This is a genomic window from Klebsiella sp. P1927, assembly GCF_018204675.1.
In the GTDB taxonomy this organism is placed as follows: Bacteria; Pseudomonadota; Gammaproteobacteria; order Enterobacterales; family Enterobacteriaceae; genus Klebsiella; species Klebsiella pneumoniae.
In genome coordinates this window covers 2,547,837-2,572,932 of sequence record NZ_CP073377.1, presented here as the reverse complement: position 1 = coordinate 2,572,932, position 25,096 = coordinate 2,547,837, and the positions used below count along the sequence as shown (strand labels likewise).

Annotated in this window: 19 protein-coding genes; 10 read left to right on the top strand and 9 right to left on the bottom strand. The window is 60.6% G+C overall.

All coding sequences use genetic code 11. From position 1 onward, the window contains the following. Positions 1-13: 13 nt before the first annotated feature. From abgT to KB892_RS13015, 3 genes are all read right to left on the bottom strand, one after another. Positions 14-1,540 (bottom strand): p-aminobenzoyl-glutamate transporter, encoded by a 1,527-nt coding sequence (gene abgT / locus KB892_RS13025; RefSeq protein WP_002903400.1) that lies wholly within the window; start codon positions 1,538-1,540, stop codon positions 14-16. 119 nt (positions 1,541-1,659) lie between these two features. Next, positions 1,660-3,105 carry a M20 family metallopeptidase gene (locus KB892_RS13020; RefSeq protein ID WP_004199589.1) on the bottom strand — a complete coding sequence of 482 codons (1,446 nt, stop codon included), beginning with the start codon at positions 3,103-3,105 and terminating at the stop codon, positions 1,660-1,662. After that, positions 3,105-4,415 carry a M20 family metallo-hydrolase gene (locus KB892_RS13015; protein ID WP_004151561.1) on the bottom strand — a complete coding sequence of 437 codons (1,311 nt, stop codon included), beginning with the start codon at positions 4,413-4,415 and terminating at the stop codon, positions 3,105-3,107. The genes KB892_RS13020 and KB892_RS13015 overlap by 1 nt, the downstream gene beginning before the upstream one ends. Positions 4,416-4,581: 166 nt before the next feature. Here KB892_RS13015 and KB892_RS13010 point away from each other — a divergent pair, with 166 nt between their 5' ends. Together KB892_RS13010 and smrA are read left to right on the top strand one after the other, a co-directional pair. Next, positions 4,582-5,490 carry a LysR family transcriptional regulator gene (locus KB892_RS13010; protein WP_002903460.1) on the top strand — a complete coding sequence of 303 codons (909 nt, stop codon included), beginning with the start codon at positions 4,582-4,584 and terminating at the stop codon, positions 5,488-5,490. A gap of 101 nt (positions 5,491-5,591) precedes the next feature. After that, on the top strand, positions 5,592-6,155 hold the full coding sequence (gene smrA, locus KB892_RS13005; protein ID WP_004143055.1) for a DNA endonuclease SmrA: 564 nt from the start codon (positions 5,592-5,594) through the stop codon (positions 6,153-6,155). Here smrA and KB892_RS13000 read toward each other — a convergent pair. Next, on the bottom strand, positions 6,152-6,958 hold the full coding sequence (locus tag KB892_RS13000) for an IclR family transcriptional regulator domain-containing protein (protein ID WP_004151560.1): 807 nt from the start codon (positions 6,956-6,958) through the stop codon (positions 6,152-6,154). The two genes, smrA and KB892_RS13000, sit on opposite strands and share 4 nt — an antisense overlap. A gap of 169 nt (positions 6,959-7,127) precedes the next feature. Between KB892_RS13000 and KB892_RS12995 the strand changes: the two genes are divergently transcribed. The 6 genes from KB892_RS12995 to pcaC are packed head-to-tail and all read left to right on the top strand — an operon-like array spanning position 7,128 to position 12,192. Then, positions 7,128-7,814: a 3-oxoacid CoA-transferase subunit A gene (locus tag KB892_RS12995; RefSeq protein WP_002903522.1), complete on the top strand. Its 687-nt coding sequence runs from the start codon at positions 7,128-7,130 to the stop codon at positions 7,812-7,814. Positions 7,815-7,824: 10 nt separating this feature from the next. Further along, positions 7,825-8,481 (top strand): 3-oxoacid CoA-transferase subunit B, encoded by a 657-nt coding sequence (locus KB892_RS12990; protein ID WP_004151559.1) that lies wholly within the window; start codon positions 7,825-7,827, stop codon positions 8,479-8,481. A gap of 10 nt (positions 8,482-8,491) precedes the next feature. Continuing rightward, positions 8,492-9,694, top strand: a complete 1,203-nt coding sequence (pcaF, locus tag KB892_RS12985) for a 3-oxoadipyl-CoA thiolase (protein ID WP_004151558.1) — start codon at positions 8,492-8,494, stop codon at positions 9,692-9,694. A 9-nt stretch (positions 9,695-9,703) separates the two neighbouring features. Further along, positions 9,704-11,056: a 3-carboxy-cis,cis-muconate cycloisomerase gene (locus KB892_RS12980; protein ID WP_004151557.1), complete on the top strand. Its 1,353-nt coding sequence runs from the start codon at positions 9,704-9,706 to the stop codon at positions 11,054-11,056. Continuing rightward, positions 11,046-11,810, top strand: coding sequence for a 3-oxoadipate enol-lactonase (gene pcaD / locus KB892_RS12975; RefSeq protein ID WP_004151556.1), 765 nt, complete (start codon positions 11,046-11,048; stop codon positions 11,808-11,810). The genes KB892_RS12980 and pcaD overlap by 11 nt, the downstream gene beginning before the upstream one ends. Next, positions 11,803-12,192: a 4-carboxymuconolactone decarboxylase gene (gene pcaC / locus KB892_RS12970; RefSeq protein WP_004143067.1), complete on the top strand. Its 390-nt coding sequence runs from the start codon at positions 11,803-11,805 to the stop codon at positions 12,190-12,192. Before pcaD ends, pcaC begins: the two co-directional genes overlap by 8 nt. 1,044 nt (positions 12,193-13,236) lie before the next feature. Here pcaC and KB892_RS12965 read toward each other — a convergent pair. The 3 genes from KB892_RS12965 to KB892_RS12955 form a co-directional block, all read right to left on the bottom strand. Beyond that, positions 13,237-14,853, bottom strand: a complete 1,617-nt coding sequence (locus KB892_RS12965) for a mechanosensitive ion channel family protein (protein ID WP_004198878.1) — start codon at positions 14,851-14,853, stop codon at positions 13,237-13,239. Between the two features lie 162 nt (positions 14,854-15,015). Then, positions 15,016-16,668 (bottom strand): class I fumarate hydratase FumA, encoded by a 1,653-nt coding sequence (fumA, locus tag KB892_RS12960; RefSeq protein ID WP_004152246.1) that lies wholly within the window; start codon positions 16,666-16,668, stop codon positions 15,016-15,018. Between the two features lie 54 nt (positions 16,669-16,722). Then, positions 16,723-18,234 (bottom strand): anion permease, encoded by a 1,512-nt coding sequence (locus tag KB892_RS12955; protein ID WP_004148278.1) that lies wholly within the window; start codon positions 18,232-18,234, stop codon positions 16,723-16,725. Positions 18,235-18,875: 641 nt separating this feature from the next. Between KB892_RS12955 and KB892_RS12950 the strand changes: the two genes are divergently transcribed. Both KB892_RS12950 and KB892_RS12945 read left to right on the top strand, forming a co-directional pair. After that, the gene (locus KB892_RS12950) at positions 18,876-21,653 is read left to right on the top strand and encodes a flavocytochrome c (RefSeq protein WP_004152245.1); all 2,778 of its coding nucleotides are present in this window, start codon (positions 18,876-18,878) and stop codon (positions 21,651-21,653) included. A 67-nt stretch (positions 21,654-21,720) separates the two neighbouring features. After that, positions 21,721-22,671 (top strand): FAD:protein FMN transferase, encoded by a 951-nt coding sequence (locus tag KB892_RS12945; protein WP_002903618.1) that lies wholly within the window; start codon positions 21,721-21,723, stop codon positions 22,669-22,671. Here the strand turns inward: KB892_RS12945 and dcuR are convergent. Together dcuR and KB892_RS12935 are read right to left on the bottom strand one after the other, a co-directional pair. Next, positions 22,652-23,371, bottom strand: coding sequence for a two-component system response regulator DcuR (dcuR, locus tag KB892_RS12940; protein ID WP_002903620.1), 720 nt, complete (start codon positions 23,369-23,371; stop codon positions 22,652-22,654). The two genes, KB892_RS12945 and dcuR, sit on opposite strands and share 20 nt — an antisense overlap. Further along, complete coding sequence (locus KB892_RS12935; protein WP_002903623.1) at positions 23,368-24,984, bottom strand: sensor histidine kinase; 1,617 nt, start codon at positions 24,982-24,984, stop codon at positions 23,368-23,370. The genes dcuR and KB892_RS12935 overlap by 4 nt, the downstream gene beginning before the upstream one ends. Positions 24,985-25,096 lie beyond the last annotated feature (112 nt).

Sequence of the window (25,096 nt, the reverse complement as noted above, 5' to 3'; positions counted from 1 at the left end):
GCGCATCGGTGGGTTAAGACAGCCGCGGATAGATGCCAGGGCCGATCGGCAGTCCCACCAGATACCAGCCCACCAGCAACAGCAGCCAGACGGCGAGAAAAATCAGCGGGTAAGGGAGCACCAGCGAGTAGTAGGTGCCGAGGCGGGCATCCGGCCGGTAGCGCTGTAGAAAGCCGAGAAACAACGGCACAAACGGTGACACCGGCGCCAGCGGCAGCACCGATGAATCAGCGATACGAAACAGGATCTGCGCAAACGCCGGGTGAAAGCCCAACAGCATAAACATTGGCACGAAGATCGGCGCCAGAATCGACCAGATGGCCGAGCCGCTGGCGATAAACATACACAGAAAAGCCGACAGCAGCGCAAGGCCGACAAACGCCGGAACACCGTTCATGCCTGAACTCTCCAGCAGGTCCGTCAGACCGACGGCCATAAACTTGCCCATGTTGCTCCAGTTGAACATCGCCACGAACTGCGCCAGCGGGAAGACCATCACGATAAACCCGGCCATCTCTTTCATCGGCTCAATCATCAACTGCGGCAGGTCGGCCTGGCGGCGAATTTTGCCGGTGGCGATGCCGTATGCCAGCGACACGACAAAGAAGAAAAAGATAATTAGCGGCACGATGCCTTTGATAAACGGCGAGGGCATGACCGTATGCTGAACCGGATCGCGAAGAATACCGTTTTCGGGGACCACCATCAGGGCGATGACCGCCACGAATACCAGCGTCGCCACGCCGGCGATGCGCAGGCCGAACCGCTCCCCGGGCGTCAGCGTCTGCAGCTTTTCATCACGACTGCCTTGCCACTGGCCCAGCCGCGGCTCGACCAGCTTATCGGTGATCAGTCCGCCGACGAGCGTCAGAACGATCACTGAAGTCGCCATAAAGTACCAGTTGTCGATCACGCTGACGTGCAAAGAGGCATCGATGGACTTTGCCGCCTCGGTGCTGATCCCGGAGAGCAGCACGTCGGTGGTGACAATCAGTAGATTGGCGGTAAAGCCGCAGCCCACGCCGGCTATCGCCGCCAGCAGACCAGCGACAGGATGCCGACCGACGGCAAGAAACATCAGCGCTCCCAGCGGCGGCATAATCACCAGCGCCGCATCGGAAGAGATATGGCTGAAAAAGGCGATAAACAGCACCATATAGCTGGCATAGCGGGCGCTGACGTGCGAGGCCATCTTGACCATCAACGCCGGTAACAGGCCCACCCGCTCGGCAAAGCCGGCGCCCAGAACCAGGGCGAGGATCGCCCCCAGCGGCGCGAAACCGCTGAAGTTTTTAATCACGTTCGGCAAAAACCAGTGCAATCCTTCCACGCTGAGCAGGTTTTTGACCACCACCCGCGAACCGTCAGTTGGGTTTTGTACCCCAACGTTGAGGGCGGAGAGGATTGCCGTGGCAGCGATCAGCACGGCGATGAGATAGATAAACAGCAAAAACGGGTGCGGGACCTTGTTACCGATCTTCTCTACCCAGCCATAGCGCTTTCCGCCGGGGGAAGATGACGGTATGGATGACATACTCATGGGCATTCCTCTGTTGTCGTTGTTGTGTTGGGCAGGCCTGCTCCCGTACTGCCGGCGGTTATTATGGGCGGTGCGTGCCGCGATCCGGTCAGCGTTGGCCAGGAGTAGCCTCTAAGTGGTTATCGTAAAACGGACGGACTCACCTCCGCCGGGATCGGGCAACGATAGGGGCGTTCGGCCAGTACCTGCCTGAGCTCTTGCTGGCTGGCCTCCAGCAGGGCGCTGTCGCTGAATAAATGGATGGCGGTCGCCGCGAGGACTTTCCCCGCCAGCAACATCCCTTTATGGGCAATGGAGGTTCTGCCCTGGCTCACCAGCTGCCAGCTGTGCAGCGGGGTACCCACCGCGAAGCACGGGCTGAAGCACTGGGCCACCGGCGCTTTCCAGCTAACATCGCCGACGTCGGTGGATCCGGCGAGGACGTTATCCGTGGCCGCCCAGGGCGCCACCTCATCAATCAGCAAGGTGTCGCGGTGACGACGAGCGAACGTTTTGCCTTCCTCGCCACTGGTGCCGGCAATATTGTTCAGGCTGTTGTTAATATCGTTGGCGCTGAGAGTGGCGCGGATCGCCGCGGCAAAAGCGCGTTCCTCGTCGCTCCAGGCGGGGGTACCGTAATGACAGACCGCCTGATACATCGCCGCCTCAAGCGTGCGGTTGGGCAGATAGCTGGAGCAGGCTTTTTCAAAGCGGCAGCTGACCTGGGTCTCGGTCATCAGCGCGGCCCCCTGGGCAATCTTCTCTATGCGGGCGAAGATTTGCTCAGCGTCGGCCATCTCCGGCGCGCGGATCAAATACAGCACTTCCGCCTGCGCCTGCACCACGTTGGGCGAGACGCCGCCGGTATCGGTAATGGCGTAATGGACGCGCGCCTTCTCGATGATATGTTCATTGAGGAAATTGCTGCCGGTGGTCATCAGGGTGACGGCATCCAGCGCGCTCCGGCCCAGGTGCGGCGAATTAGCGGCGTGGGCCGCGGTGCCGGTAAATCGCCATGCCGCCTGAATGTTGGCGAGGGTGCGGGTGCTGAACATCCCGGCCCAGGCTTCCGGATGCCAGGTCAGCGCCGCATCGACATCATCAAACAACCCTTCGCGCACCATAAAGGTTTTTCCCGAACCGCCTTCCTCGCCGGGACAACCGTAGAAGCGCAGAGTGCCGCTGTCGCCGTGCTGCTGCAGCCAGCCTTTGGCGGCGACCGCCGCGGCGAATGCCGCGGTGCCGAGCAGATTGTGCCCACAGCCGTGGCCGTTGGCTCCCGGCGTCAAGGGCGTCGGTTCCGCGCTGTGGGCCTGCTGGCTGAGTCCCGCCAGGGCGTCAAATTCGCCGAGCAGGGCAATGACCGGTTGGCCCTCACCGACGCTGGCGATAAAGGCATTCGGGATCCCGCCAGCATCGCGGGTGAGCTGAAAACCTTCCGCCTCCAGGGCGTCGGCCAGCCGTTGGGCTGACCAGAACTCCTCAAAGCGGGTCTCCGGGTGGTCCCAGATGTCGTCGGCGATGGCGCAGTAAGTGTCGCGTTGTGCCTCAACCACCTCGTCCACAAACTGAAAAATGGCTTCCATTACACCCCCCGCTGCCAGGGAAAGTTAAGCGCGACGCGCGCCAGGGTTTCGACCGCTACCGCCATCACGCTCTCGTCGAAGTCAAACTTTTCGTTGTGGTGACCGGCGCTGAGTTCAGTGCCGAAAATCATGTACGAGGCGAGGCCGCCGCGCGCCTGGACCCGGGCCATCATCAGGGTGGCGTCTTCCGAGCCCGCCGGGGCGGCGATGCGATCCACCGCCTGTTGCACGCCGGGCACCCGGGCGGCCTGTTCGCGCAGATAGTCCACCCACGCCGGCGACGGTGCGCTGGCGGTCGCCGCGCCCATCATGCGCAGTTCGTAGCGGGCTTCGTACATCGCCGCAGCCCCGGCGACGACGTGCTGCGCCCGCTCGAACACGTACTGATTAATGGCTTCGCTTTCGCCGCGGGTTTCCACTTTTAACAGCGCGGAAGAGGGCACCACGTTGCGCCCGGTACCGGCCTGCATCACCCCGACGTTGACCCGCGAGGCGCCGGCGCTGTGCGGCGGGATGGCGTGCAGGCCAAGGGCGGCCTGGGCGGCGGCCAGCAGCGCGTTGCGCCCGTCCTCGGGCTTGCCGCCGGCGTGGGCGGCCACGCCGCTGAACTGCACGTCGAATTTGGTGGTGGCCATAAAGTTGTCTCCACCGCAGACCACGGTACCTGCCGGCACGCCGGTCCCGATATGGATCGCCGTGAAATAATCCACGTCATCAACCACGCCGGCGGCCACCATCGCGCGGGCGCCGCGGGTACCCTCTTCAGCAGGCTGGAAAATCAGTTTAATGACGCCATTGAGCTGGGCGGCATACTGCTTGAGCACATGCGCCAGCCCCAGCCCGATGGCGGTATGGCCGTCATGGCCGCAGGCGTGCATCATGCCGGCGTTGCAGGAGGCGAAATGATCGCGATGGGGGCGGTGGCTGTCGTCATGCTGTTCGTTGAGATCGAGGGCATCCATATCGACGCGAAAGGCCAGGGTTGGTCCGGGCCGCCCGGTGTCGAGCGTGGCCACCACGCCGGCGAAACCGCCTTCAAACGCTGGCAGCCAGCGCTCCGGCGCGCCCTGTTCGCGGGCGCGTTCGAAAGCCTGGGCCAGGGTCTCCTCGTCCGGCAGCCCCATCCGGCTGTCGGCATCGATGACGTCGCGGCCTAGCGCCAGCTGATAGCCTAGCCCGTCAAGAATATCCGCGACCATACTGGCGGTGCGAAACTCCAGCCAGCCGGATTCAGCGTGCAGGTGAAAATCACGGCGCCATTGGGTCATGGAGGGCGCCAGTTGGCGGAGGTATTCATCAAGTTGCGGCATAGCTTATCCTGTCATAAGTAAAAAATGTGACGGCGTTCACGATGTGATAGCTTTTGTTTATCACTGACGCGCTACAGGCCTTAACAACCTTAACCTGCCACAGCCTGATGGATTACAGTAGATGTCATTTTCTTCTGTCTGATAAGCAACGGTTATCACTAAAAGCATGGCATTTCAGATTAAATTTCATCAAATTCGCGCCTTCGTCGAAGTAGCCCGGGAAGGCAGTATCCGTGGCGCCAGCCGGGCGCTGGCGGTCTCGCAGCCGGCGCTGACCAAAGCGATTAAAGAGCTGGAGGAGGGGCTTTCCGCCCAGCTGTTCGTCCGCCGCAGCCAGGGGGTGGCGTTAACCGACAATGGCGAAAGTTTTTATCAACATGCGAGCCTGATCCTTGAGGAGCTGCGGGCGGCGCAGGATGAACTGCTGCAGCGCCAGGGGGAACAGGCCGGGCAAATTAATATTGGCCTTGGCGCCAGCGTCGCCCGGTCGCTGATGCCGTCGGTGATCTGCCGCTTTCATCAGCAGCATCCGCAGGTGAAGGTACGGATCATGGAGGGTCAACTGCTGGCGATGATTAATGAGCTGCGCCAGGGGGAGCTGGATTTCACCATTAATACCTATTACCCCGGGCCGTACGACCATGAGTTCAGCTTTGAGAAACTGTTTGAGAAACCGTTCGCGGTGTTCGCCCGCGCGGGCCATCCGGCGGCGCAGGCCACCTCGCTGGGAGAATTGATGGATCACCACTGGACCATGCCGACGCCGCGCGGCAGCTACTTCAAGCAGCTGCAGGAATGCTTCGAACAGCTGGGACGGGAGCCAAAGGTGGGGATCGTCTGCGAAACGTTCTCATCCTGCATCAGCCTGGTGGTGAAAAGTGATTTTCTCAGCATCCTGCCGGTGGAGCTGGGCAACGACCCGCTGATGGCCGACAAACTGGTGATGATCCCCATCCGTGAAGTGTTACCCACCGCCACCTATTATCTGATCCAGCGGCGCGATACCCGACAGACGCCGCTCACGGCGTCGTTAATCACCCTGTTCCGCCGCCAGAGCCGACAATTGTTTCCTTAATCGTTCGTCACGCTCACTTTGCCAGCGAACGCGGCTAAACGCGTTGAGAGGGGAGCGCGAGGCGGCTATAGTAGCTGGCGACAGCCGCTGGAGGAGAGCCCATGAACCTTGATGACAAATCCCTGTTTCTTGACGCCATGGAAGATGTCCAGCCTCTGAAACGTAATAATGACGTGCACTGGCATCCCGGGCGTAACAGCCGGGCCCCGCAACGCGTCGATACCCTGCAGCTGGATAATTTTCTCACCACCGGCTATCTCGATATCGTGCCGCTCGCCACGCCGCTGGAGTTTAAGCGAGAAGGGCTGCAGAGCGGCGTGCTGGATAAGCTGCGGCGGGGGAAATACAGCCAGCAGGCGAGCCTCTCCCTGCTGCGCCAGCCGGTGGAACAGTGCCGGCAGATGCTCTTCGCCTTTATGGTGCAGGCGCAGAAAGAGGGGTTACGCAATGTGCTGATCGTTCACGGCAAAGGCCGCGACGACCAGTCCCACGCCAATATTATCCGCAGCTATCTGGCGCGCTGGCTGGAAGAGCTGCCGGAGGTGCAGGCCTTCTGCGCCGCGCTTCCGCATCATGGCGGCAGCGGCGCCTGCTATGTCGCGCTGCGTAAATCGGCGCAGGCGAAGCAGGAGACCTGGGAGCAGCACGCCAAGCGCAGTCGTTAGCGCAGAAGCAGCGTCAGCTCGCGGGCGGCTTTTTGCAGCTCCGGCAGCACGCGCTCGATCATCTCGCGGGCCGTCATCTGGCCCGCATGCACCCCGACGTTGAGCGCCGCCTGGACCTGCCCCTGAGCGTTAAACAGCGGGACCGCGAGGGAGCGCAGCCCCATCTCCAGCTCCTGATCGTTGAGGGCATACCCCTGCTGATGCACCCGTTTCAGTTCGGCGCGCAGCTTCGCCACCGAATCCACCGTCTGTGGGGTATAGCGGATCATGGTCACCCGGGCCAGCATATCGTTGAGCTTCTCCTCCGGCTGATGGCTCAGCAGCACCCGGCCCATCGAGGTCGCCCACGCCGGAAGGCGACTGCCGATATCCAGGTCGATGGTCATAATCCGCGAGCTGGAGGCGCGGGCGATATACAGGATATCGTCGCCGTCGAGGGTGGCGATGGAGCAGGACTCATTGAGCATTTCGCTCAGATGCCGCAGCACCGGCTGCGCCGAACGCGCCAGCGGCGTCGAGGCCAGCCAGGCGTGGCCCAGCGCCAGGATCCGCGGCCGCAGCTGGAAATTCTTACCGTCTTCGGCATACACGAACCCCAGCTTGCTCAGGGTATACAGGCAGCGGCGCACCGCGGCGCGCGGGATGCCGGTCTTCTGACTGATCTGTGAGATAGACAGCAGGGGCCGCTGCGGCGTGAACGCCTGAATCACCTCCAGACCCCGCGCCAGGGAGGCCATAAAGTTAGGATCGCCTTTAAACGGATCGCCGTCGCCGGTCAGTAAATCGTCTGGATGCTTGTCCATTTCTGTTCCCCATATTTGCCATCGATCACATTCTTTCGCTAAAGATAACCGATGTTCGATTATCGCACCATATTTCGATTATCGCCCTTGACCGACATCGTTAAGCGGGTCACATTTTGTGCGAACAACGAATAAAAGTGCGATTACCGCACATCACTGGAGCGACCTGATGATTGATAAAAGCGTATCGACGCTGAGCGAGGCCATCGCCGGGATCCACGATGGGGCGACTATTATGATCGGCGGCTTTGGCCCCGCCGGCCAGCCGACCTTTCTGATTGACGCCCTGATTGACCAGGGCGCTCGCGACCTGACCATCATAAATAACAACGCCGGCAACGGGGAAGTGGGTCTCGCCGCGCTGCTCAAGGCGGGCCGGGTGCGCAAAATGATCTGCTCCTTTCCGCGCCAGGTGGATTCGCAGATTTTCGATGATCTCTACCGTCGCGGCAAAGTGGAGCTGGAGCTGGTGCCGCAGGGCAACCTCGCGGCGCGGATCCAGGCGGCCGGCGCCGGGCTGGGGGCGGTGTTTACCCCCACCGGCTACGGCACGCCGCTGGCGGAAGGCAAGGAGACACGGGAAATCGACGGTCGCCACTACGTGCTGGAGTACCCGATCAAAGCCGATTTCGCGCTGATTAAAGCCCACCAGGGCGACCGCTGGGGCAACCTGGTCTATCGCAAGGCGGCGCGCAACTTTGGCCCGATCATGGCGACAGCGGCGAAAACCACCATCGTAGAGGTCTCGCAGCTGGTGGCGCTGGGCGACCTCGATCCGGAAAACATCATCACCCCCGGCATTTTCGTCCAGCGCGTCTTCTCGCTGGAAAACCTGACTGCCGCACAACGCGCCTGAGGAGCCCGACATGCAAAAACTGACCCGTGACGAAATGGCCCAGCGCGTGGCCCGCGATATTCCCGAAGGTGCTTACGTCAACCTCGGCATCGGCCTGCCGACCCGGATTGCCAATTACCTGCCCGCTGACAAAGAGGTGTTCCTGCACAGCGAAAACGGCCTGCTGGGGATGGGGCCGAAACCGCAGCCCGGGGAAGAAGATCCCGAGCTGATCAATGCCGGTAAAGAGTATGTCACCCTCCTGCAGGGGGGCTGCTATTTCCACCACGGCGACTCCTTCGCCATGATGCGCGGCGGCCATCTCGATATCTGCGTGCTGGGGGCCTATCAGGTTTCCGCCAGCGGCGACCTCGCCAACTGGAGCACCGGTGCGCCGGATGCGATCCCGGCCGTTGGCGGGGCGATGGATCTGGCCATCGGCGCCCGCCAGGTATTTGTGATGATGGACCACCTGACCCGTGACGGCGAGTGCAAGCTGGTGGCGCAGTGCAGCTACCCGCTGACCGGCGTCGGCTGCGTCAGCCGGATCTATACCGACCTGGCGGTGATCGACATCACCGACCGCGGCCCGGTGGTGCGGGAAATCTTTAACGGCCTCTCTTTTGAAGAGCTGCAGCGCATCACTCCGGTGGCGCTGACCTTTCAACAACTGGCGGAAAGCGCGTAAGGAACCTATGATGAATCAGGCATTTATCTGTGATGCGGTGCGTACACCCTTTGGCCGTTTCGGCGGTGCCCTGGCGACGATGCGCGCTGACGACCTGGCGGCGCTGCCGCTGAAAGCGCTGCTGGCGCGGAACCCGGGACTGGATCCCTCGCGCATTGACGATGTGATCTTTGGCTGCGCCAACCAGGCCGGGGAAGACAACCGCAACGTGGCGCGGATGGCGCTGCTGCTGGCCGGCCTGCCGGAGAGCGTGCCCGGGAGCACCATCAACCGCCTGTGCGGTTCCAGCCTTGACGCGATCGGCGTCGCGGCGCGGGCGATTAAAAGCGGGGAGACGCAGCTGATGATCGCCGGCGGGGTGGAGAGCATGTCCCGCGCGCCGTTTGTGATGGGGAAAGCGGAGAGCGCCTTTAGCCGCAGCATGCAGATGGAGGATACCACCATCGGCTGGCGCTTTATTAACCCGCAGATGAAAGCCCTGTACGGCGTGCATTCCATGCCGGAGACGGCGGAAAACGTCGCCGATGAGTTTGCCATCTCCCGTGCCGATCAGGACGCGTTCGCCTTACGCAGTCAGTTGCGTACCGCCGCGGCGCAAGAGGCGGGGCGTTTCGCCGATGAGCTGATCGCCGTCCAGGTGCCGCAGCGCAAAGGCGAGCCGCTGCTGTTTAGCCGCGATGAGCACCCGCGCAGCACCTCGCTGGAGGCGCTGGCTAAACTGCGCGGCGTGGTGCGCGCCGACGGCAGCGTTACCGCCGGTAACGCCTCCGGGGTTAACGACGGCGCCTGCGCGCTGTTGATGGCCAGCGAGACGGCGCTGTCGGCTAACGATCTTCAGCCGCTGGCCCGGGTGGTCGGCGTGGCGACGGCGGGCGTTGCGCCGCGGATCATGGGGTTTGGCCCGGCGCCGGCGGTGCGCAAGGTGCTGGCGCAGACCGGCCTGACATTAGGCCAGATGGATGTCATTGAGCTGAATGAAGCCTTCGCCGCGCAGGCGCTGGCGGTGACCCGCGATTTAGGCTTACCGGACGATGCCGCCCACGTGAACCCTAACGGCGGGGCGATTGCGCTGGGCCACCCGCTCGGCGCCTCCGGCGGCCGGCTGGCGATGACCGCGGCTTATCAGCTGAAACGGACCGGCGGTCGTTACGCCCTGTGCACCATGTGCATCGGCGTCGGACAGGGGATCGCCCTGATTATTGAACGTGTTTAAGGAGCCAGAATGAGTTTGTTGACCCCGATGCTGCGCAGCAGTCCGCTAACCGACTGGTTCAGCGACGCGCAGCGGGTGCAGGGCATGCTGGATTTTGAAGCGGCGCTGGCGCAAGCGCAGGCCGCCTGCGGGATGGTGCCGCCGGAAGCGGTCGGGCCAATTGTGGCGGCCTGCCGCCACGAGGCCATCGATTTTGCCGCGCTGGGCGAGGCGGCGGTGGGAGCCGGTAATCTGGCCATCCCGCTGGTGAAACAGCTGACGGCGCAGGTAAAAGCGCAAGATCCTGAGGCTGCGCGCTACGTTCACTGGGGCGCTACCAGCCAGGACGCCATCGACACCGGACTGGTGCTCCAGCTGCGCGGGGCGCTGGATGCCGCTGAGACTCTGCTTGAGCAGCTGTTGGCGGCCCTGGCTCTCCAGGCGGATCGTTATCGCGATACCGTGATGCCGGGCCGGACCTGGATGCAGCACGCGCTGCCGGTGACCTTTGGCCTGAAGCTGGCGGGCACCCTCGACGCGCTCCTGCGCTGGCAGCAGCGGCTGCGCGAGATGCGTCCGCGGCTGCTGGCGCTGCAGTTTGGCGGCGCCGCGGGCACTCTGGACGCGCTAAAAGAGAAAGGGCCGGCGGTTGGCCTGGCGCTGGCGCAGATCCTCGGGCTGTCGCTGCCGGATACTCCGTGGCACAGCCAGCGCGATCGGCTGCTGGAGGCGGGCGCCTGGTTCGCCGGCGTCTGCGGCACGCTGGGGAAATTCGCTAACGACTTTTCCCTGCTGATGCAGACCGAAGTGGCTGAGGTGGGCGAGCCGGTGGCGGAAGGTCGCGGCGGTTCGTCGACGATGCCGCATAAGCGCAATCCGGTGGCCTGCGCGGCGATCCTGACCGCCGCCCAGCGTACGCCGGGGCTGATGGCGACGCTCTACGCCAGCCAACTCCAGCAGCATGAGCGGGCGCTGGGCGGCTGGCAGGCGGAGTGGGAGACCCTGCCGGAGCTAATTACCCTGGTGGGCGGGGCGTTGGCGCAAAGCGAGGCGCTGGTGCGCGACATGCAGGTTTTCCCGCAGAAAATGCGCGCCGATCTCGATATCACCCACGGGCTGATTATGGCTGAGGCGGTGACTCTGGCGCTGGCGGAATTCATTGGCAAAGCCGAGGCGCATCATCACATCGAAGCGCTGTGCCGCCAGGCGCTGGACCGTCACTACCCGCTGGTCGATCTGCTCGCGGCTGACCCACAGGTCAGTCAGTATCTCTCTCGTGAACGCTTAACCACGCTGCTGGACCCGGCAACGGCGACCGGCAGCGCCGAACGCTTTGTGCGCCAGGTGCTGGCGCGTTATCAGGAGCAACGTGATGAATCTTGATTATCAACTCGACGGGCCGGATGGCGCGCCGGTTATCGTCCTCTCCAATTCGCTGGGCACCACCCGGGCGATGTGGCAGCCGCAGATCGAGGCGTTAACCGCCCATTTCCGGGTGCTGCGCTACGACACGCACGGCCACGGTAAAACGACAAAAAATGGCAAAGTGACCCTCGCCCAGTTGGGGGAGGATGTGATTGCGCTGCTCGATCACCTGAATATCGACCGCGCCTGGTTCTGCGGGATCTCGATGGGCGGTCTGACCGGCCTGTGGCTGGGACGCTTTGCGCCGGAGCGTTTTCATGGTCTGGCGGTCGCCAACACCGCGGCGCGCATTGGCGATCAGGCCAGCTGGCTGTCGCGGGCGCGGGCCGTACGTCAGGAGGGGATGGCGGTGGTGGCCGCCGGAGCGGCAGACCGCTGGTTTACCCACGCGTTTCGCCAGAAGGCGCCGGAGGTGGTCGAGGCGCTTTGTCACCAGCTGACCCATACCGATGCTGAAGGCTATGCCGCCTGCTGTGAGGCGCTGGCCGCCGCCGACCTGCGGGGCGAAGTGGGGCAGATCCCGCTGCCGACGCTAATCATCGCTGGGGAAAGTGACCCTGTCACCACGGTCGGTGACGCTCATTTCCTGCAGCAGCAGATCCCCGCCTCCGAGGTGGTTGTTCTGGCGGCATCGCATCTGTCTAACATTGAGGCGCCGAAAAGCTTTACTTCGGCGCTGCTGAGCTTTTTCCAGGGGGAACGCCATGGATGATAAACAGCGCTATCAGGACGGGATGGCGGTACGGCGCAAAGTATTGGGCGACGCCCACGTCGACCGTACGCTGCAGCATCTGACGCCGTTGAATGATGAGTTTCAGGACTTTATTACCCGCTATGCCTGGGGCGAGACCTGGACGCGTCCGGGGCTCGATCACCATACCCGCAGCATGATCACTATTGCCATGCTGATCGCTCTCAATCGCGAGGCGGAGCTGAAGATGCATCTGCGCGCGTCGTTTAACAACGGGGTGACCCGCGATGAGCTGAAAGAGCTGATCATGCACTCTGCGCTGTACTGCGGGCTGCCGGCGGCCAATGCCACGATGCATCTGGCGCAGCAGGTGTTTGACGACATCGACGCCGCGCAGGGTTGAGTCGTCGTCCGAGTCGGATTGCCCGGCAGTCGTTGTAGGCCGGGTAAGGCGCCGATAGATTGCCCTCCGGCACAGCGCTTGCCGGGCCTGGGAAGCGAAGATCGCCTGTAGACCCCGTAGGCCGGGTAAGGCGCAGCCGCCACCCGGCGAAATAACGGCACAACCGGAAATGTCCCTGTTCGCACTATGTGTGGCAGGACCACAACGTTTGGCAGGGCTACAACTTCTATGTTAATTCCGGGCAGATTGCGCTCCCGGTTGATCTTCTGCGTTATGTCACTTATGGCGCAGGGAGCGCACAGGGGGCGGCCAGTCGCCGCCGCCCCCTGTACCCCCGGGCTCCGGCCAGCAAAATCGCCGCTGCGCGGTCCCTTCGACTTATCCCTGCAGGCTGCGGGTCGGGCCGAGGCAGCGTCCCTGCAAAACACGGCCCTCAGCCCGCATCCATGCGGGCTGCCCCGGCCTTCCGGGAACGTCTCAGCGATTTTGAGGCCGCCAGCACCGGCAGTTTCAGTCGCGCAAATGGGTAAATGAGTGACAGGCCTCACGAACCCCTGGCCGGGTAAGGAGCTGCCGCCACCCGGCGAAATGGCGGCACAACCGGAAATGTCCCTGTTCGCACTATGTTTGGCAGGACCACAACGTTTGGCAGGGCTACAACTTCTATGTTAATTCCGGGCAGATTGCGCTCCCGGTTGATCTTCTGCGTTATGTTTCGTATGGCGCAGGGAGCGCACAGGGGGCGGCCAGTCGCCGCCGCCCCCTGTACCCCCGGGCTCCGGCCAGCAAAATCGCCGCTGCGCGGTACCTTCGACTTATCCCTGCAGGCTGCGGGTCGGGCCGAGGCAGCGTCCCTGCAAAACACGGCCCTCAGCCCGCATCCATGCGGGCTGCCCCGGCCTTCCGGGAACGTCTCAGCGATTTTGAGGCCGCCAGCACCGGCAGTTTCAGTCGCGCAAGTGGGTAAATGAGTGACAGGCCGCACGAACCCCTGGCCGGGTAAGGCGCAGCCGCCACCCGGCAGAAATGCCGCTACGTTAACCTTTATTTCTCCGGCTCCTGCGGCGCGACGGCCGGGGCGGCGTACCAGGCTTCCTGCGGCACCACTACCGCCGCCTTTGGCTGCATCACAAAGTTCGGCGACATAATCTGCACGCCGAATTCGTTAAACACATCAATAATGCTGCTATGCAATGCGTTGCGGCCATCCGGCAGCTTGGTTGTGGGGAGTAAGCGCACCTGCAGCTCATACGAGGTGTACCAGTCAAGCAATCCCAGCTTACGCACCACCGGCGCAATTTGCTGATCGATCCCCGGGGTGCGTCTCGCCGCCAGCTCCAGCAGCGCATGGACCTGACGCCACGGCGTATCGTAGCCGATGGTGACGCTGGTGGTGAGGTTGACTCCACCGTCGGCGCTTTCGGCGCTGAGATTAATAATTTTCCCGCTCACCACCACCGCGTTCGGGACGGTAACGATGTAATTTTCGCGGGTGAGAATTTTGGTCGCCAGCACGCCAATCTCGCTGACCTGACCCTCATTATCGGCGAGGCGGATCCAGTCGCCTTTGCGCAGCGCCCGAGAGTAGATCAGCACCAGGCCGCTCATCGCATGGGTCATCACTCCGGTTGACCCGAGGGTGAGCATCAGGCCGAAGAACAGGCTAATGCCTTTGAAGGCGAGAGAGTTGGCGCCGGGAAGGAACGGGTAGGCGGCGGAGAGGGCAAACAACCAGATGACCACCGAGATAAGCCGACGGGTGGCGCTAACGGTCTCCGGATGAATGCCGGGAATCTGAATGCGGCCGGCGGCGACCTGGTCGAGAACCACCTTCACCAGGCGAATGATAAGCCAGGTGAGAAGGAAAATAAGCACCACGATCATCAGCCCCGGCAGGGAGGCGACAATCGACAGAGAGAGGTGGCGGATCACCCCCAGCGACCAGTCGCCCAGCGATTCGCTCCACACCCGCGTCCAGGGAAACAGGCTGAAGGCCCAGCTCAGCCAGAGATAACAGGCCAGCATGCCGAGAAGGATGACCAGCACAGCATAGAGTCGAACTTCAATATTGCCGAGATAGCGCCGCCAGTGCTGCGGTATGGCGCTACGTTTTTCGAGGATCCGCAGCAGGAAAAAACGTCGCACCCGCCGCCAGGCGCGGAAGGCGCCGTAGTAAAACAGCGCCAGCAGCAGCGCCCCGGCCAGGGCTTTACCGGCGGAGATGAACAGATAGCGGTTGTTGAACTGCTCCTGGAGGCTGGTGCGCTGGGCTTCCATACGCGCCAGCACCCGCTGGGCTGCCTGGTCGAGGGTTAAATCATCGCCCTCGTCGAGATCCGCCTGGCTCAGCAGCAGCACCGGTTTGCCGTTCATCAGCAACAGTCTGCCTGGCTGACCATAGCGGATAACCGGCACGACCCGCAGCGGCTGGCGAATATCATCTTCGGTGAAGGCGCGCAGGGCGCTACGGGTGCGCAAAACGCGCTCTTCGGGCGTGGTCTGGCCAAAGGTGGCCTGCAACATGACGACAGGTTGGTGGAAAATCGTGACCGTGCGTGCCTGCTCGCGCGCGGTTGGCTGCTGTCGCGGTTCGGCGGCCAGCGCCGGCTGGAGCACCAGCAGCGCCAGCGCCCAGAGGATAACGATGCTCATCCTGTTCATTGAGGCACCTGAGATAAGAATTATTGTTATTTTTCAGCAAAAAACGGAGGGCTTGTAGTTGAGCATAGCCTGGTGCGAAGTGAATTCAAGCTGGGGAAACGCGGACATAAAAAAGCCGTCGCCCAAACGGCGACGGCCTGATATCAGCGTCAGAGGATAGCGTTAGCCGTGCTGTTTACAGCCCGCGCACTGCTTATTCTGGATCTGCTGGAAGAAGTCGTTGCCTTTATCATCGACGAGGATAAACGCCGGAAAATCTTCCACTTCGATTTTCCAGATAGCTTCCATCCCCAGTTCCGGATAGGCCACGCACTCGAGGCTCTTGATACTCTGCTGGGCGAGCACTGCCGCCGGGCCGCCGATGCTTCCAAGGTAGAAGCCGCCGTGTTTATGGCAGGCATCGGTCACCTGCTGGCTGCGGTTGCCTTTCGCCAGCATCACCATGCTCGCGCCGTGGGACTGCAGCAGATCAACGTAAGAGTCCATGCGGCCGGCAGTGGTTGGGCCGAGGGAGCCGGAAGCGTAACCGGCTGGCGTTTTAGCCGGGCCCGCGTAGTAGATCGGGTGATCTTTGACGTACTGCGGCAGCGCCTCGCCGTTGTCGATAAGCTCCTTCAGCTTGGCGTGGGCGATGTCGCGGGCCACGATAATAGTGCCGTTAAGGCTCAGGCGGGTGGAGACCGGATGTGCCGACAGCTGCGCCAGGATCTCGCTCATCGGCTGATTCAGGTTGATGCTTACCACCTCGCCTTCGCCGGCCTGACGCAGATGTTCAGGAATATATTTTCCCGGATTGCTCTCCAGCTTCTCGATCCAGATACCGTCGCGGTTAATTTTGGCTTTGATATTGCGGTCGGCGGAGCAGGAGACGCCCATGCCGATCGGGCAGGAGGCGCCGTGGCGCGGCAGACGGATCACCCGGATATCGTGGGCGAAGTATTTCCCGCCAAACTGCGCGCCGAGGCCGAGGTTCTGCGCTTCCTGCAGCAGCTCCTGCTCCAGCTGCACGTCGCGGAACGCCTGACCGTGTTCGTTGCCTTCGGTCGGCAGACCGTCGTAATAGCGGGTCGAGGCCAGTTTGACGGTCTTCAGCGTCGCTTCCGCTGAGGTGCCGCCGATCACAAACGCGATGTGGTACGGCGGGCAGGCGGCGGTGCCGAGAGTGCGCATCTTCTCAACGAGGTAGTTTTTCAGCTTCGCCGGGGTGATCAGGGCCTTGGTCTCCTGGTACAGATAGGTTTTGTTGGCGGAACCGCCGCCTTTCGCCATGCACAGGAACTTATATTCTTCACCGTCGACGCTGTAGAGATCGATCTGCGCCGGCAGGTTGGTGCCGGTGTTAACCTCTTTATACATATCCAGCGGCGCGTTCTGTGAGTAGCGCAGGTTATCTTCGGTATAGGTGTTGTACACCCCCTGCGCCAGGGCGGCTTCATCGCCGCCGCCGGTCCAGACGCGCTGGCCTTTTTTCCCCATGATAATCGCGGTGCCGGTATCCTGGCAGGTCGGCAGCACGCCCTTGGCGGCAATTTCCGAGTTGCGCAGGAACTGCAGGGCGACATATTTATCGTTATCGCTGGCTTCCGGGTCGAGCAAAATCGAGGCGACCTGTTGCTGATGGGAGACGCGCAGCATAAAGGCGGCGTCGTGGAAGGCCTGCTGAGCGAGCAGGGTCAGCGCCTGCGGCTCTACTTTCAGGACCTGCTGGCCGTCAAATTCGGCGACGGAGACGTGCTCTTTGCTGAGCAGATAGTATTCCGTATCGTCGTGCGCCAGCGGAAACGGATCCTGATAAACAAACGGTTTAGTCGACATAGTCACTTACTCCATAAAGATAAAAACCGCCGGGGTAGTCCCGGCGGTTATGAATCAGAACATCATGGACATCCACGGATAGCCAATCAGCAGCAGGGCGGCCAGGAAGATGGCGCCAAAGATGGTGCCGAGGCGCCAGTAATCTTTGGTCGGCAGGTAGCCGCTGCCGTAGTAGATTGGGCTTGGGCCAGTACCGTACGGGGTGATGATCCCCATCACGCCCAGCGAGGTGACCATCAGCAGGACAAACACTTCCATATTCATTCCCGGGATAGTCGAGGCAATGGTCAGCATGGCCGGTAGCAGCGCGGTGGTGTGCGCGGTGGTGCTGGCAAACAGATAGTGCAGCAGGTAGAACGCCAGCAGCAGGACGATGGTCGCCATCCCCGGGGAGATGCCGCTCATCAGCGCGCCGCCCTCTTTACCCAGCCAGGCGATAAAGCCGGTGGAGGAGAGGCCGTCGGCCAGTGCCACCAGGGTGGCGAACCAGACAAAGGTGTTCCATGCCGCTTTGTTGTTGGTGATATCGCTCCAGGAGAGCACGCCGGTCCACAGCATCAGCACGATAACCAGCAGGGCAGCCAGCGCCGGTTCGATCCAGTCGGCGGCGAAGATCCACATCATCAGCGCGAAGCAGACGAATACCAGCAGCAGAATTTCATTGCGCGACAGTTTGCCCAGTTTTTCCAGTTCACGCGCGGCCCACAGTGGCACTTCGTTATTGACTTTCACTTCCGGCGGGTAGAACCAGTAGGCCAGCAGCGGCATAGCCAGAATCAGCAGGATACCCAGCGGCAGGAAGGCGATGAACCAGGTGCCCCAGGAGATATTGATGCCAACAATGCTTTTGACCAGCGCCAGGGCCAGCAGGTTCGGGGCCAAAGCCGACAGGAACATCGAGCTGGTAATACAGGCGGCGGTGATCGCTACCCACATCAGATAGGAACCGATTTTACGTGCGCTCGGATCGTTTGGCTTTGAACCGTACAGCGGCGGCAGGTTAGCGATAATCGGGTAGATAGTCCCCCCGCTGCGTGCGGTGTTAGATGGCGTAAACGGCGCCAGCAGCAGATCCGCGAAGGTGATGGCGTAGCCGAGCGTCAGGCTGCGACGGCCAAGATATTTCACCAGAATCAGCGCCAGGCGGCGGCCGAACTGCGTTTTATCGTAGCCGGCGGCGAACATGAACGCGCCGAAGATAAGCCACACGGTGGAGTTGCCGAAGCCGCTCACCGCCCACTTAAAGGAGGCGCCAGCCATTTTGAAGCCTGGCGCGGCCATCTGATCCGGGCTGAACAGCAGCCACTGGCTGCACAGGGCAATAACTACCACGCCGGTGATACCGATAACGGCGCCGGGCAGCGGTTCAAAAATCAACCCGACGATCACCCCGACAAAGATAGCGAAGTAGTGCCAGGCGTACGGCGGCAGGCCTTCGGGGACCGGGACGAACAATAACAGCACGGCAACGATAATCGGCAGCGCCATCATCAGGAGAGGTTTTTTATTCGCAGTCGTTGGCTTGACTGCACCGGCAGGCGGTATGGTTGTCTTTTTCTCTTTCATAATGAGTATCTGCAAGTTGTTGAAAATAACGTTTACGCCAGCGTCTTGCTCAGTGGTTTCTTTAATTACAAAAGTTACTTTAGTTTTTATTTTGCGTTTCTGAGTATCGATAGGGCGCTTATTTAACGCGTTTTATGAGGCGTTAAATTAAATTTGTTGGTTATTTATATATTGCGCTTTCAATGGCCGTTGCAATTGATCAAGATCAAGAAAAGCCGGTGATTTCACTATTTTTTTATTATCAGTATAACCCTATATGATGAGGTGTTATTTTGGCGAAAATATCGATAGATGTTAAAAGAAAAATGAATAATAAATGCTGAAATTATATTCACTTTTAGTATCTTTATGATTTTATTGTATTTTTGCGGTTTTTCTTGTCATTGTTTATGTTAACAAAAGTATCCTAATTGTTATCACGCATTTGTATTATGTAAATGCTATTTATTATTTTAATAATACAATAGAGGTAGCGATGTTATTGCTGGGGTTAAATAGTTTTATAACTAACGTAATTGGTTTAGTAATTAAAAAACGCGTTATATTATTGGCATGACAACAGGAATTAAAAAACCAAAACCATTAATGATTCCGTCACCTCATTCTGAGCTTTTAATATTTTAAAATCTGGAGCGTAACTTATGACCAGTAACGAACGTATTTTGCAGCCATTTACTTTACCAAATGGTACCGAGCTGAAAAACCGTTTGCTCATGGCGCCAATGACCACCTGCACCGGTTATTTCGATGGTACTGTCACCAGCGAGCTGGTGGAGTACTACCGCGCGCGCGCCGGAAGCATCGGTACCATTATTGTCGAGTGCTGCTTTATTGATGACTACGGTCTGGCCTTCCCGGGCGCGATCGGCATCGATAATGATGAAAAAATTGCCGGCCTGGCGAAAATCGCTGAGGCGATCAAAGCCGAGGGTTCAAAAGCGATTCTGCAGATCTACCACGGCGGCCGTATGGTCGACCCGCAGCTGATCGGGGGGCGCCAGCCGGTGGCGCCGAGCGCTATTGCCGCGCCGCGTGAGGGCGCCGCCATGCCGCGGGCGCTGAGCGGAGAAGAAGTGGAAGGGATGATCGCCAAGTTTGGCGACGGCGTTCGTCGCGCCATTCTCGCCGGTTTCGACGGGGTCGAAATTCACGGCGCCAACACCTATCTCATTCAGCAGTTCTATTCGCCGAACTCCAACCAGCGCGATGACGAGTGGGGCGGTAGCCGCGACAACCGCGCCCGTTTCCCACTGGCGGTGCTGGATATTACCCACAAAATGGCCCGCCAGTATGCTGACGATGCCTTTATCATCGGCTATCGCTTCTCGCCGGAGGAGATGGAGGTCCCGGGGATCCGCTTTGACGACACCATGTATCTGCTGGAAAAGCTGGCCGCCCGCGGTGTCGACTATCTGCACTTCTCGGTGGGTGCCACCCTGCGTCCGTCTATCGTCGATACCAGCGACCCGACGCCGCTGATCGAGAAATACTGCGCGATGCGCTCTGACACCCTCGCCCAGGTGCCGGTGATGGGCGTCGGCGGGGTGGTGAACGCCGCTGATGCCGAGCAGGGCCTCGATCATGGTTATGACCTGATCGCCGTGGGCCGCGCCTGCATCGCCTATCCGGACTGGGCGTCACGTATCGCCGCCGGCGAAGAGCTGGAGCTGTTTATCGACAGCACCCAGCGTGAAGCGCTGCACATTCCGGAACCGCTATGGCGTTTCTCGCTGGTGGAAGCGATGATCCGCGACATGAGCATGGGCGACGCCAAATTTAAACCGGGGATGTTTGTTGAGACCGTCCACGATGACGCCAATGAGCTGGTGATCAACGTCAGCCTCGAAAATGACCATATTGCCGATATCGAACTGGCGGCGAGCCCGGTCCAGACCGTGGAATTCACCACCAGCTTTGAAGAGATCCGCGAACGTATTCTCACCGCCAATACCCCGCACGTCGATGCCATTTCCGGGGCCACCAGCCAGAGCGAGGCGGTGAAAAAAGCGGTCGCCAAAGCGATGCTGAAATCGAGTAAAGCGCTGGCGGCGGAAGAGGGCGGCAATGACGCCGCGCCGAAAAGCTATGATGTGGTGGTAGTCGGCAGCGGCGGCGCCGGTCTGGCGGCAGCCATTCAGGCCCACGACGAAGGGGCCAGCGTGCTGATCGTTGAAAAAATGCCAACCATCGGCGGGAACACCATCAAGGCTTCCGCCGGGATGAACGCCGCGGAAACCCGCTTCCAGCGCGTGAAAGGTATCGAAGACAGTAAGGAGTTGTTCTATCAGGAAACCCTGAAGGGCGGCCACAACAAAAACAACCCGCAGCTGCTGCGCCGTTTCGTTGAAAACGCGCCGCAAGCCATTGAGTGGCTGGCGGACCGGGGCATTATGCTCAACGACATTACCACCACCGGTGGGATGAGCATTGACCGTACCCACCGTCCGCGCGACGGGTCAGCGGTCGGCGGCTATCTGATTAGCGGCCTGGTGCGCAACATCACCAAACGCGGTATTGACGTCCTGCTGGATACCTCGGTGGAAGAGATCCTGATGCGCGGGGATGAGGTTAGCGGTGTACGTCTGATCAACGACGAAAAAGAGGTCATTGAAGTACAGACCAAAAGCATCGTAGTGGCCACCGGCGGCTTCAGCGCTAACAGCGCGATGGTCGTGAAGTATCGTCCTGACCTTGAAGGCTTCGTCACCACTAACCACAAAGGGGCTACCGGGAGCGGTATCGCGTTGCTGGAACGCATCGGCGCCGGCACCGTGGACATGGGCGAAATTCAGATTCACCCGACCGTCGAGCAGCAGACCTCGTATCTGATTTCCGAATCGATTCGCGGCGGCGGCGCTATTCTCGTTAACCAGCAGGGGAACCGCTTCTTCAACGAGATGGAGACCCGCGATAAAGTCTCGGCGGCGATTATCGCTCTGCCGGAACACTATGCTTACATCGTCTTCGACGAGCATGTGCGGGCGAAAAACAAAGCTGCCGACGAGTACATCGCCAAAGGCTTCGTCACCAGCGCCAGCTCACCGCGGGAACTGGCGGAGAAACTGGGGATGGATTACCATGCCTTCCTCGCCACCCTCGAATGCTACAACGGGGCGGTGGAAAAACAGCATGATGAACAGTTTGGCCGGACCACCGCGCTGCGCGCGCCGATTAACGAAGGCCCGTTCCACGCCATTCGCATCGCACCCGGGGTGCACCACACCATGGGCGGCGTGACCATTAATACCGATGGCGAAGTGCTGAATGTGGCGCAGCAGCCGATTCGCGGCGCCTACGCCGCCGGTGAAGTGGTGGGCGGGATCCACGGCGGCAACCGTATCGGCGGTAACGCGGTGGCGGATATCATCATCTTCGGTACCCTCGCGGGCCATCAGGCGGCGAAACGTGCCAGAGGATAACCTGTAACCTTGCTCCTGCCGGGTTGGCGCTTTCGCCGCCCGGCTTGCCCCTTCTAAGGAGAGCCCGATGTCCGATAACCGCGTCTATAGCTACTCCGCCGTGTTGATGGGCTCGCCCATCCTGCTCAAACTCTGTTCCCACGATGAGGCGATGGCCTCCCGCGTTTTCCAGCTTATCAAGCGCTACGAAGACCTGCTTACCGTTAACCGCGCCGAGTCGCAGGTGATGGATATCAACCATGCCGCCGGGCGTCATCCGGTCACCGTTAGCCGACCGGTCTTTCAGCTGATCCAGTGCGCCAAAGCAGCCAGCATGGTGCGCGACAGCGCCTTTAACCTCGCCATCGGCCCGCTGGTGAAGCTGTGGCGAATTGGTTTTCACGGGCACAGCGTGCCTGACGCGGCTGATATCAGAGCCCGACTGGCGCTGACCCGCCCACAGGAGGTGATCCTTGATGAGGCAACCTGCAGCGTGTTTCTGCAACAGCCGGGGATGGAGCTGGATCTCGGGGCGATCGCCAAAGGCTATATCGCTGACCGCGTGCGCGATTTTCTCCGTCAGCAGCAGGTGGAGAAGGCGCTGATCAACCTCGGCGGCAATGTGCATACCCTCGGCGAATGGGCCATTGGCCTGAAAAAACCATTTGCCGACGCGCAGGCGCTGATCGGTTCCCTGACGGTCAACGGGCAATCGGTAGTCACCTCCGGGACCTACGAGCGCTATTTCGAACAGGATGGCAAACGCTGGCACCATATTCTCGACCCGCGCAGCGGTTATCCGCTGGACAACGAACTCGACAGCGTGACGGTCATTTCCGCGGATTCTTTAGACGGCGACATCTGGACCACGCTGCTGTTCGGCCTCGGCGTGGAGAAGGGCTGCGCAGCGCTGCGTCAGCGGCAGGATATCGACGCGATTTTCGTTACCAAAAATCGCGACATTATTCTCTCATCGCCGCAGCGGCTGCGTTTTGCGTCGCTGGACAGCGGCTATCGGGTTATTGACTGTACTGCTTAAGCAAACTGTACTGTTCGGCGACCAGGCGGTAGCGATAGACCGGCCGCCCGGTAGCGCCGTAGTGGATAGTGGTATAGAGAATATTGATCTGCGCCAGCCAAATCAGATATTTGCGGCAGGAAACGCGGGAGATATTCACCGCCGCCGCCAGCTCATCGGTAGAGAATTCGACATCCGGATGGGCGTCAATCCACTGGCAGAGTGTGCGCAGCGTTTGCGCGGTTAACCCTTTAGGCAGCTTGCGCGCGTCGCTGGCCTCCGGCGCGCCGCCGTGCAGCAGGCGGTCGACATCGGCCTGTTCGTAATAGGGCTGGCCGGTTATTAGTTTGCGCTTCTCCCGCCAGGTGGTGAGCGCCTCTTCAAAGCGCGGAAACTGGAAGGGTTTAATCAGGTAATCGACCACCCCGTAATGCATCGCGGTCTGTACCGTGGCGGCATCCGCCGCCGAGGTAATCATGATAACGTCGATGGCGCGCCCCGACTCGCGGATGGTTGGCAGGAGATCGAGCCCGCTGTCCTGCTGCATGTAGACATCCAGCAGCACCAGATCGATCTCCTGCTGCGGATCGTTAATCATCTCCTGGGCCTGACTGAGCGTCGAAGCGCTCGCGCTGCAACGAAAGCCGGGAACCCTTGCCACGTACAGGCGATTCAGTTCGGCCACCATGGCATCATCGTCAACAATTAAAACATTTATCACGCAGGTTTCCTTTTACTATCCCAGGGGAGATGAACAAAAAATTGGGTAAATACGCCGGGTTCCGATTCGACGGCGAGGGTGCCGCCGAGCTCGCGCAACTGCTGGTTAGCAAGAAACAGCCCGACGCCGCGATTCTCGCCTTTGGTGGAGAAGCCTTTGTTAAAGATAGCGTCGATGTTGTTCTCCGGGATCCCCGGCCCATCGTCGCTCACTTCACCGCTTAGCCAGCCGTCCTGGTAGTGCAGCAGCAGGCCGATCTCACCCTCCGCCTGGCCGCTCATGGCGTCCAGCGCGTTCTCAATAAGGTTGCCCAGCACCGTCACCAGCACCGTGACCTGTTTCTCGTTCGGACAATCCGGCACCAGGCTCTCCTCCGCCAGCGTCAGGGTAAAGCCGCACTCTGTGGCGCGCTGAATTTTACTTATCAGGAAGCCGGCCACCACCGGGGATTTAATGCGGTGCTGAATGTCGCCGATGTCCGCCTGGTAGCGGTGGGCGGTCTGCAGCACGTATTCCTCGAGTTTGCCGTAGCTTTTCATATTCAGCAGACCGAGGATCACGTGCAATTTATTCATAAACTCATGGGAGGTGGTGCGCAGGGCATCCACATAGCTCATCATGCCGTCCAGTCGCTGCAGCAATTGGCTGACCTCAGTTTTATCGCGGAAGGTACAGATGGCGCCGACCACCGCACCCTGGCTGCGAATGGGCACTGTATTGCCGATCAGCAGCAGACCATTGCACCCCAGTTCGCGGTCGTACATTGGCTCGCCGCTCTGCAGTACGGTCTGCAGATCGTCGAGCAGGGGGCTGTGAACGAGAGTCTTATCCGGGCCGGAAAAGAGGATCTCTTCCGCCGCGGAGTTGATGAGATTTACCTCGCCATGGGCATCGACCGCCACCACCCCCTCCTTGAGGGCGTGAAGCATGGCCTGACGCTGCTGAAACTGGGTGGATATTTCGTGCGGCTCCAGCCCCAGCAGCACGCGCTTCAGGCCGCGAACCAGGCTCCAGGTGCCCAGCGCGCAGACCAGCGCGCTGAACAGGATGGTCAGCAGCACGTCCCAACGGCTGTTGGCGATCTGTTCGTCCACTTTACTCAGTGAAATGCCGACCACCACCACGCCGATTTGCTGATGCCGTTCGTTGAACACCGGCGTAAACACCCGTAGCGCCGGGGCCAGCACCCCGTGGTTGATGGCGACATTCTCTTTTCCCTGCAGCGTCGGCTGAATATCGTGGCCGATGAACGGTTTGCCGATGATTGAGCTGTCCGGATGCGAATAGCGAATACCCTGCATATCGGTGACGATAGCGTACAACAGGTCGTTGCGGCGGGTAATGGCCTGCGCCAGCGGCTGAATGATCTGCTGCTGCGGGGGCGCCTCCAGTCCGCGCTTCACCTGCGGCATATCGGCCATGGTGCGCGCCACCGCCAGCGCGGTCTCTTTCAGACCGTCGCGGGTGGCGTTGCTGATCTGCATATACCACAAGGCATACACCAGCAGCAGCACGGCGCCGATGACGCTGCCGATCATCAAGGACACGGCGGTGCTCAGCTTTAACGGTAAGGCGCGTTGGCGAACGCGAGGCGGGTGCTCTGAAGCCTTCATGACGACCCCGGGTAGATTCAGTGAAAGATTATTATCGCCGATAGCGCGGCATACATAAAGCCGTGTAATCAAAGCAAAAGGCCGCTTTTGCTACGGCAGACTCCTCCTGCGC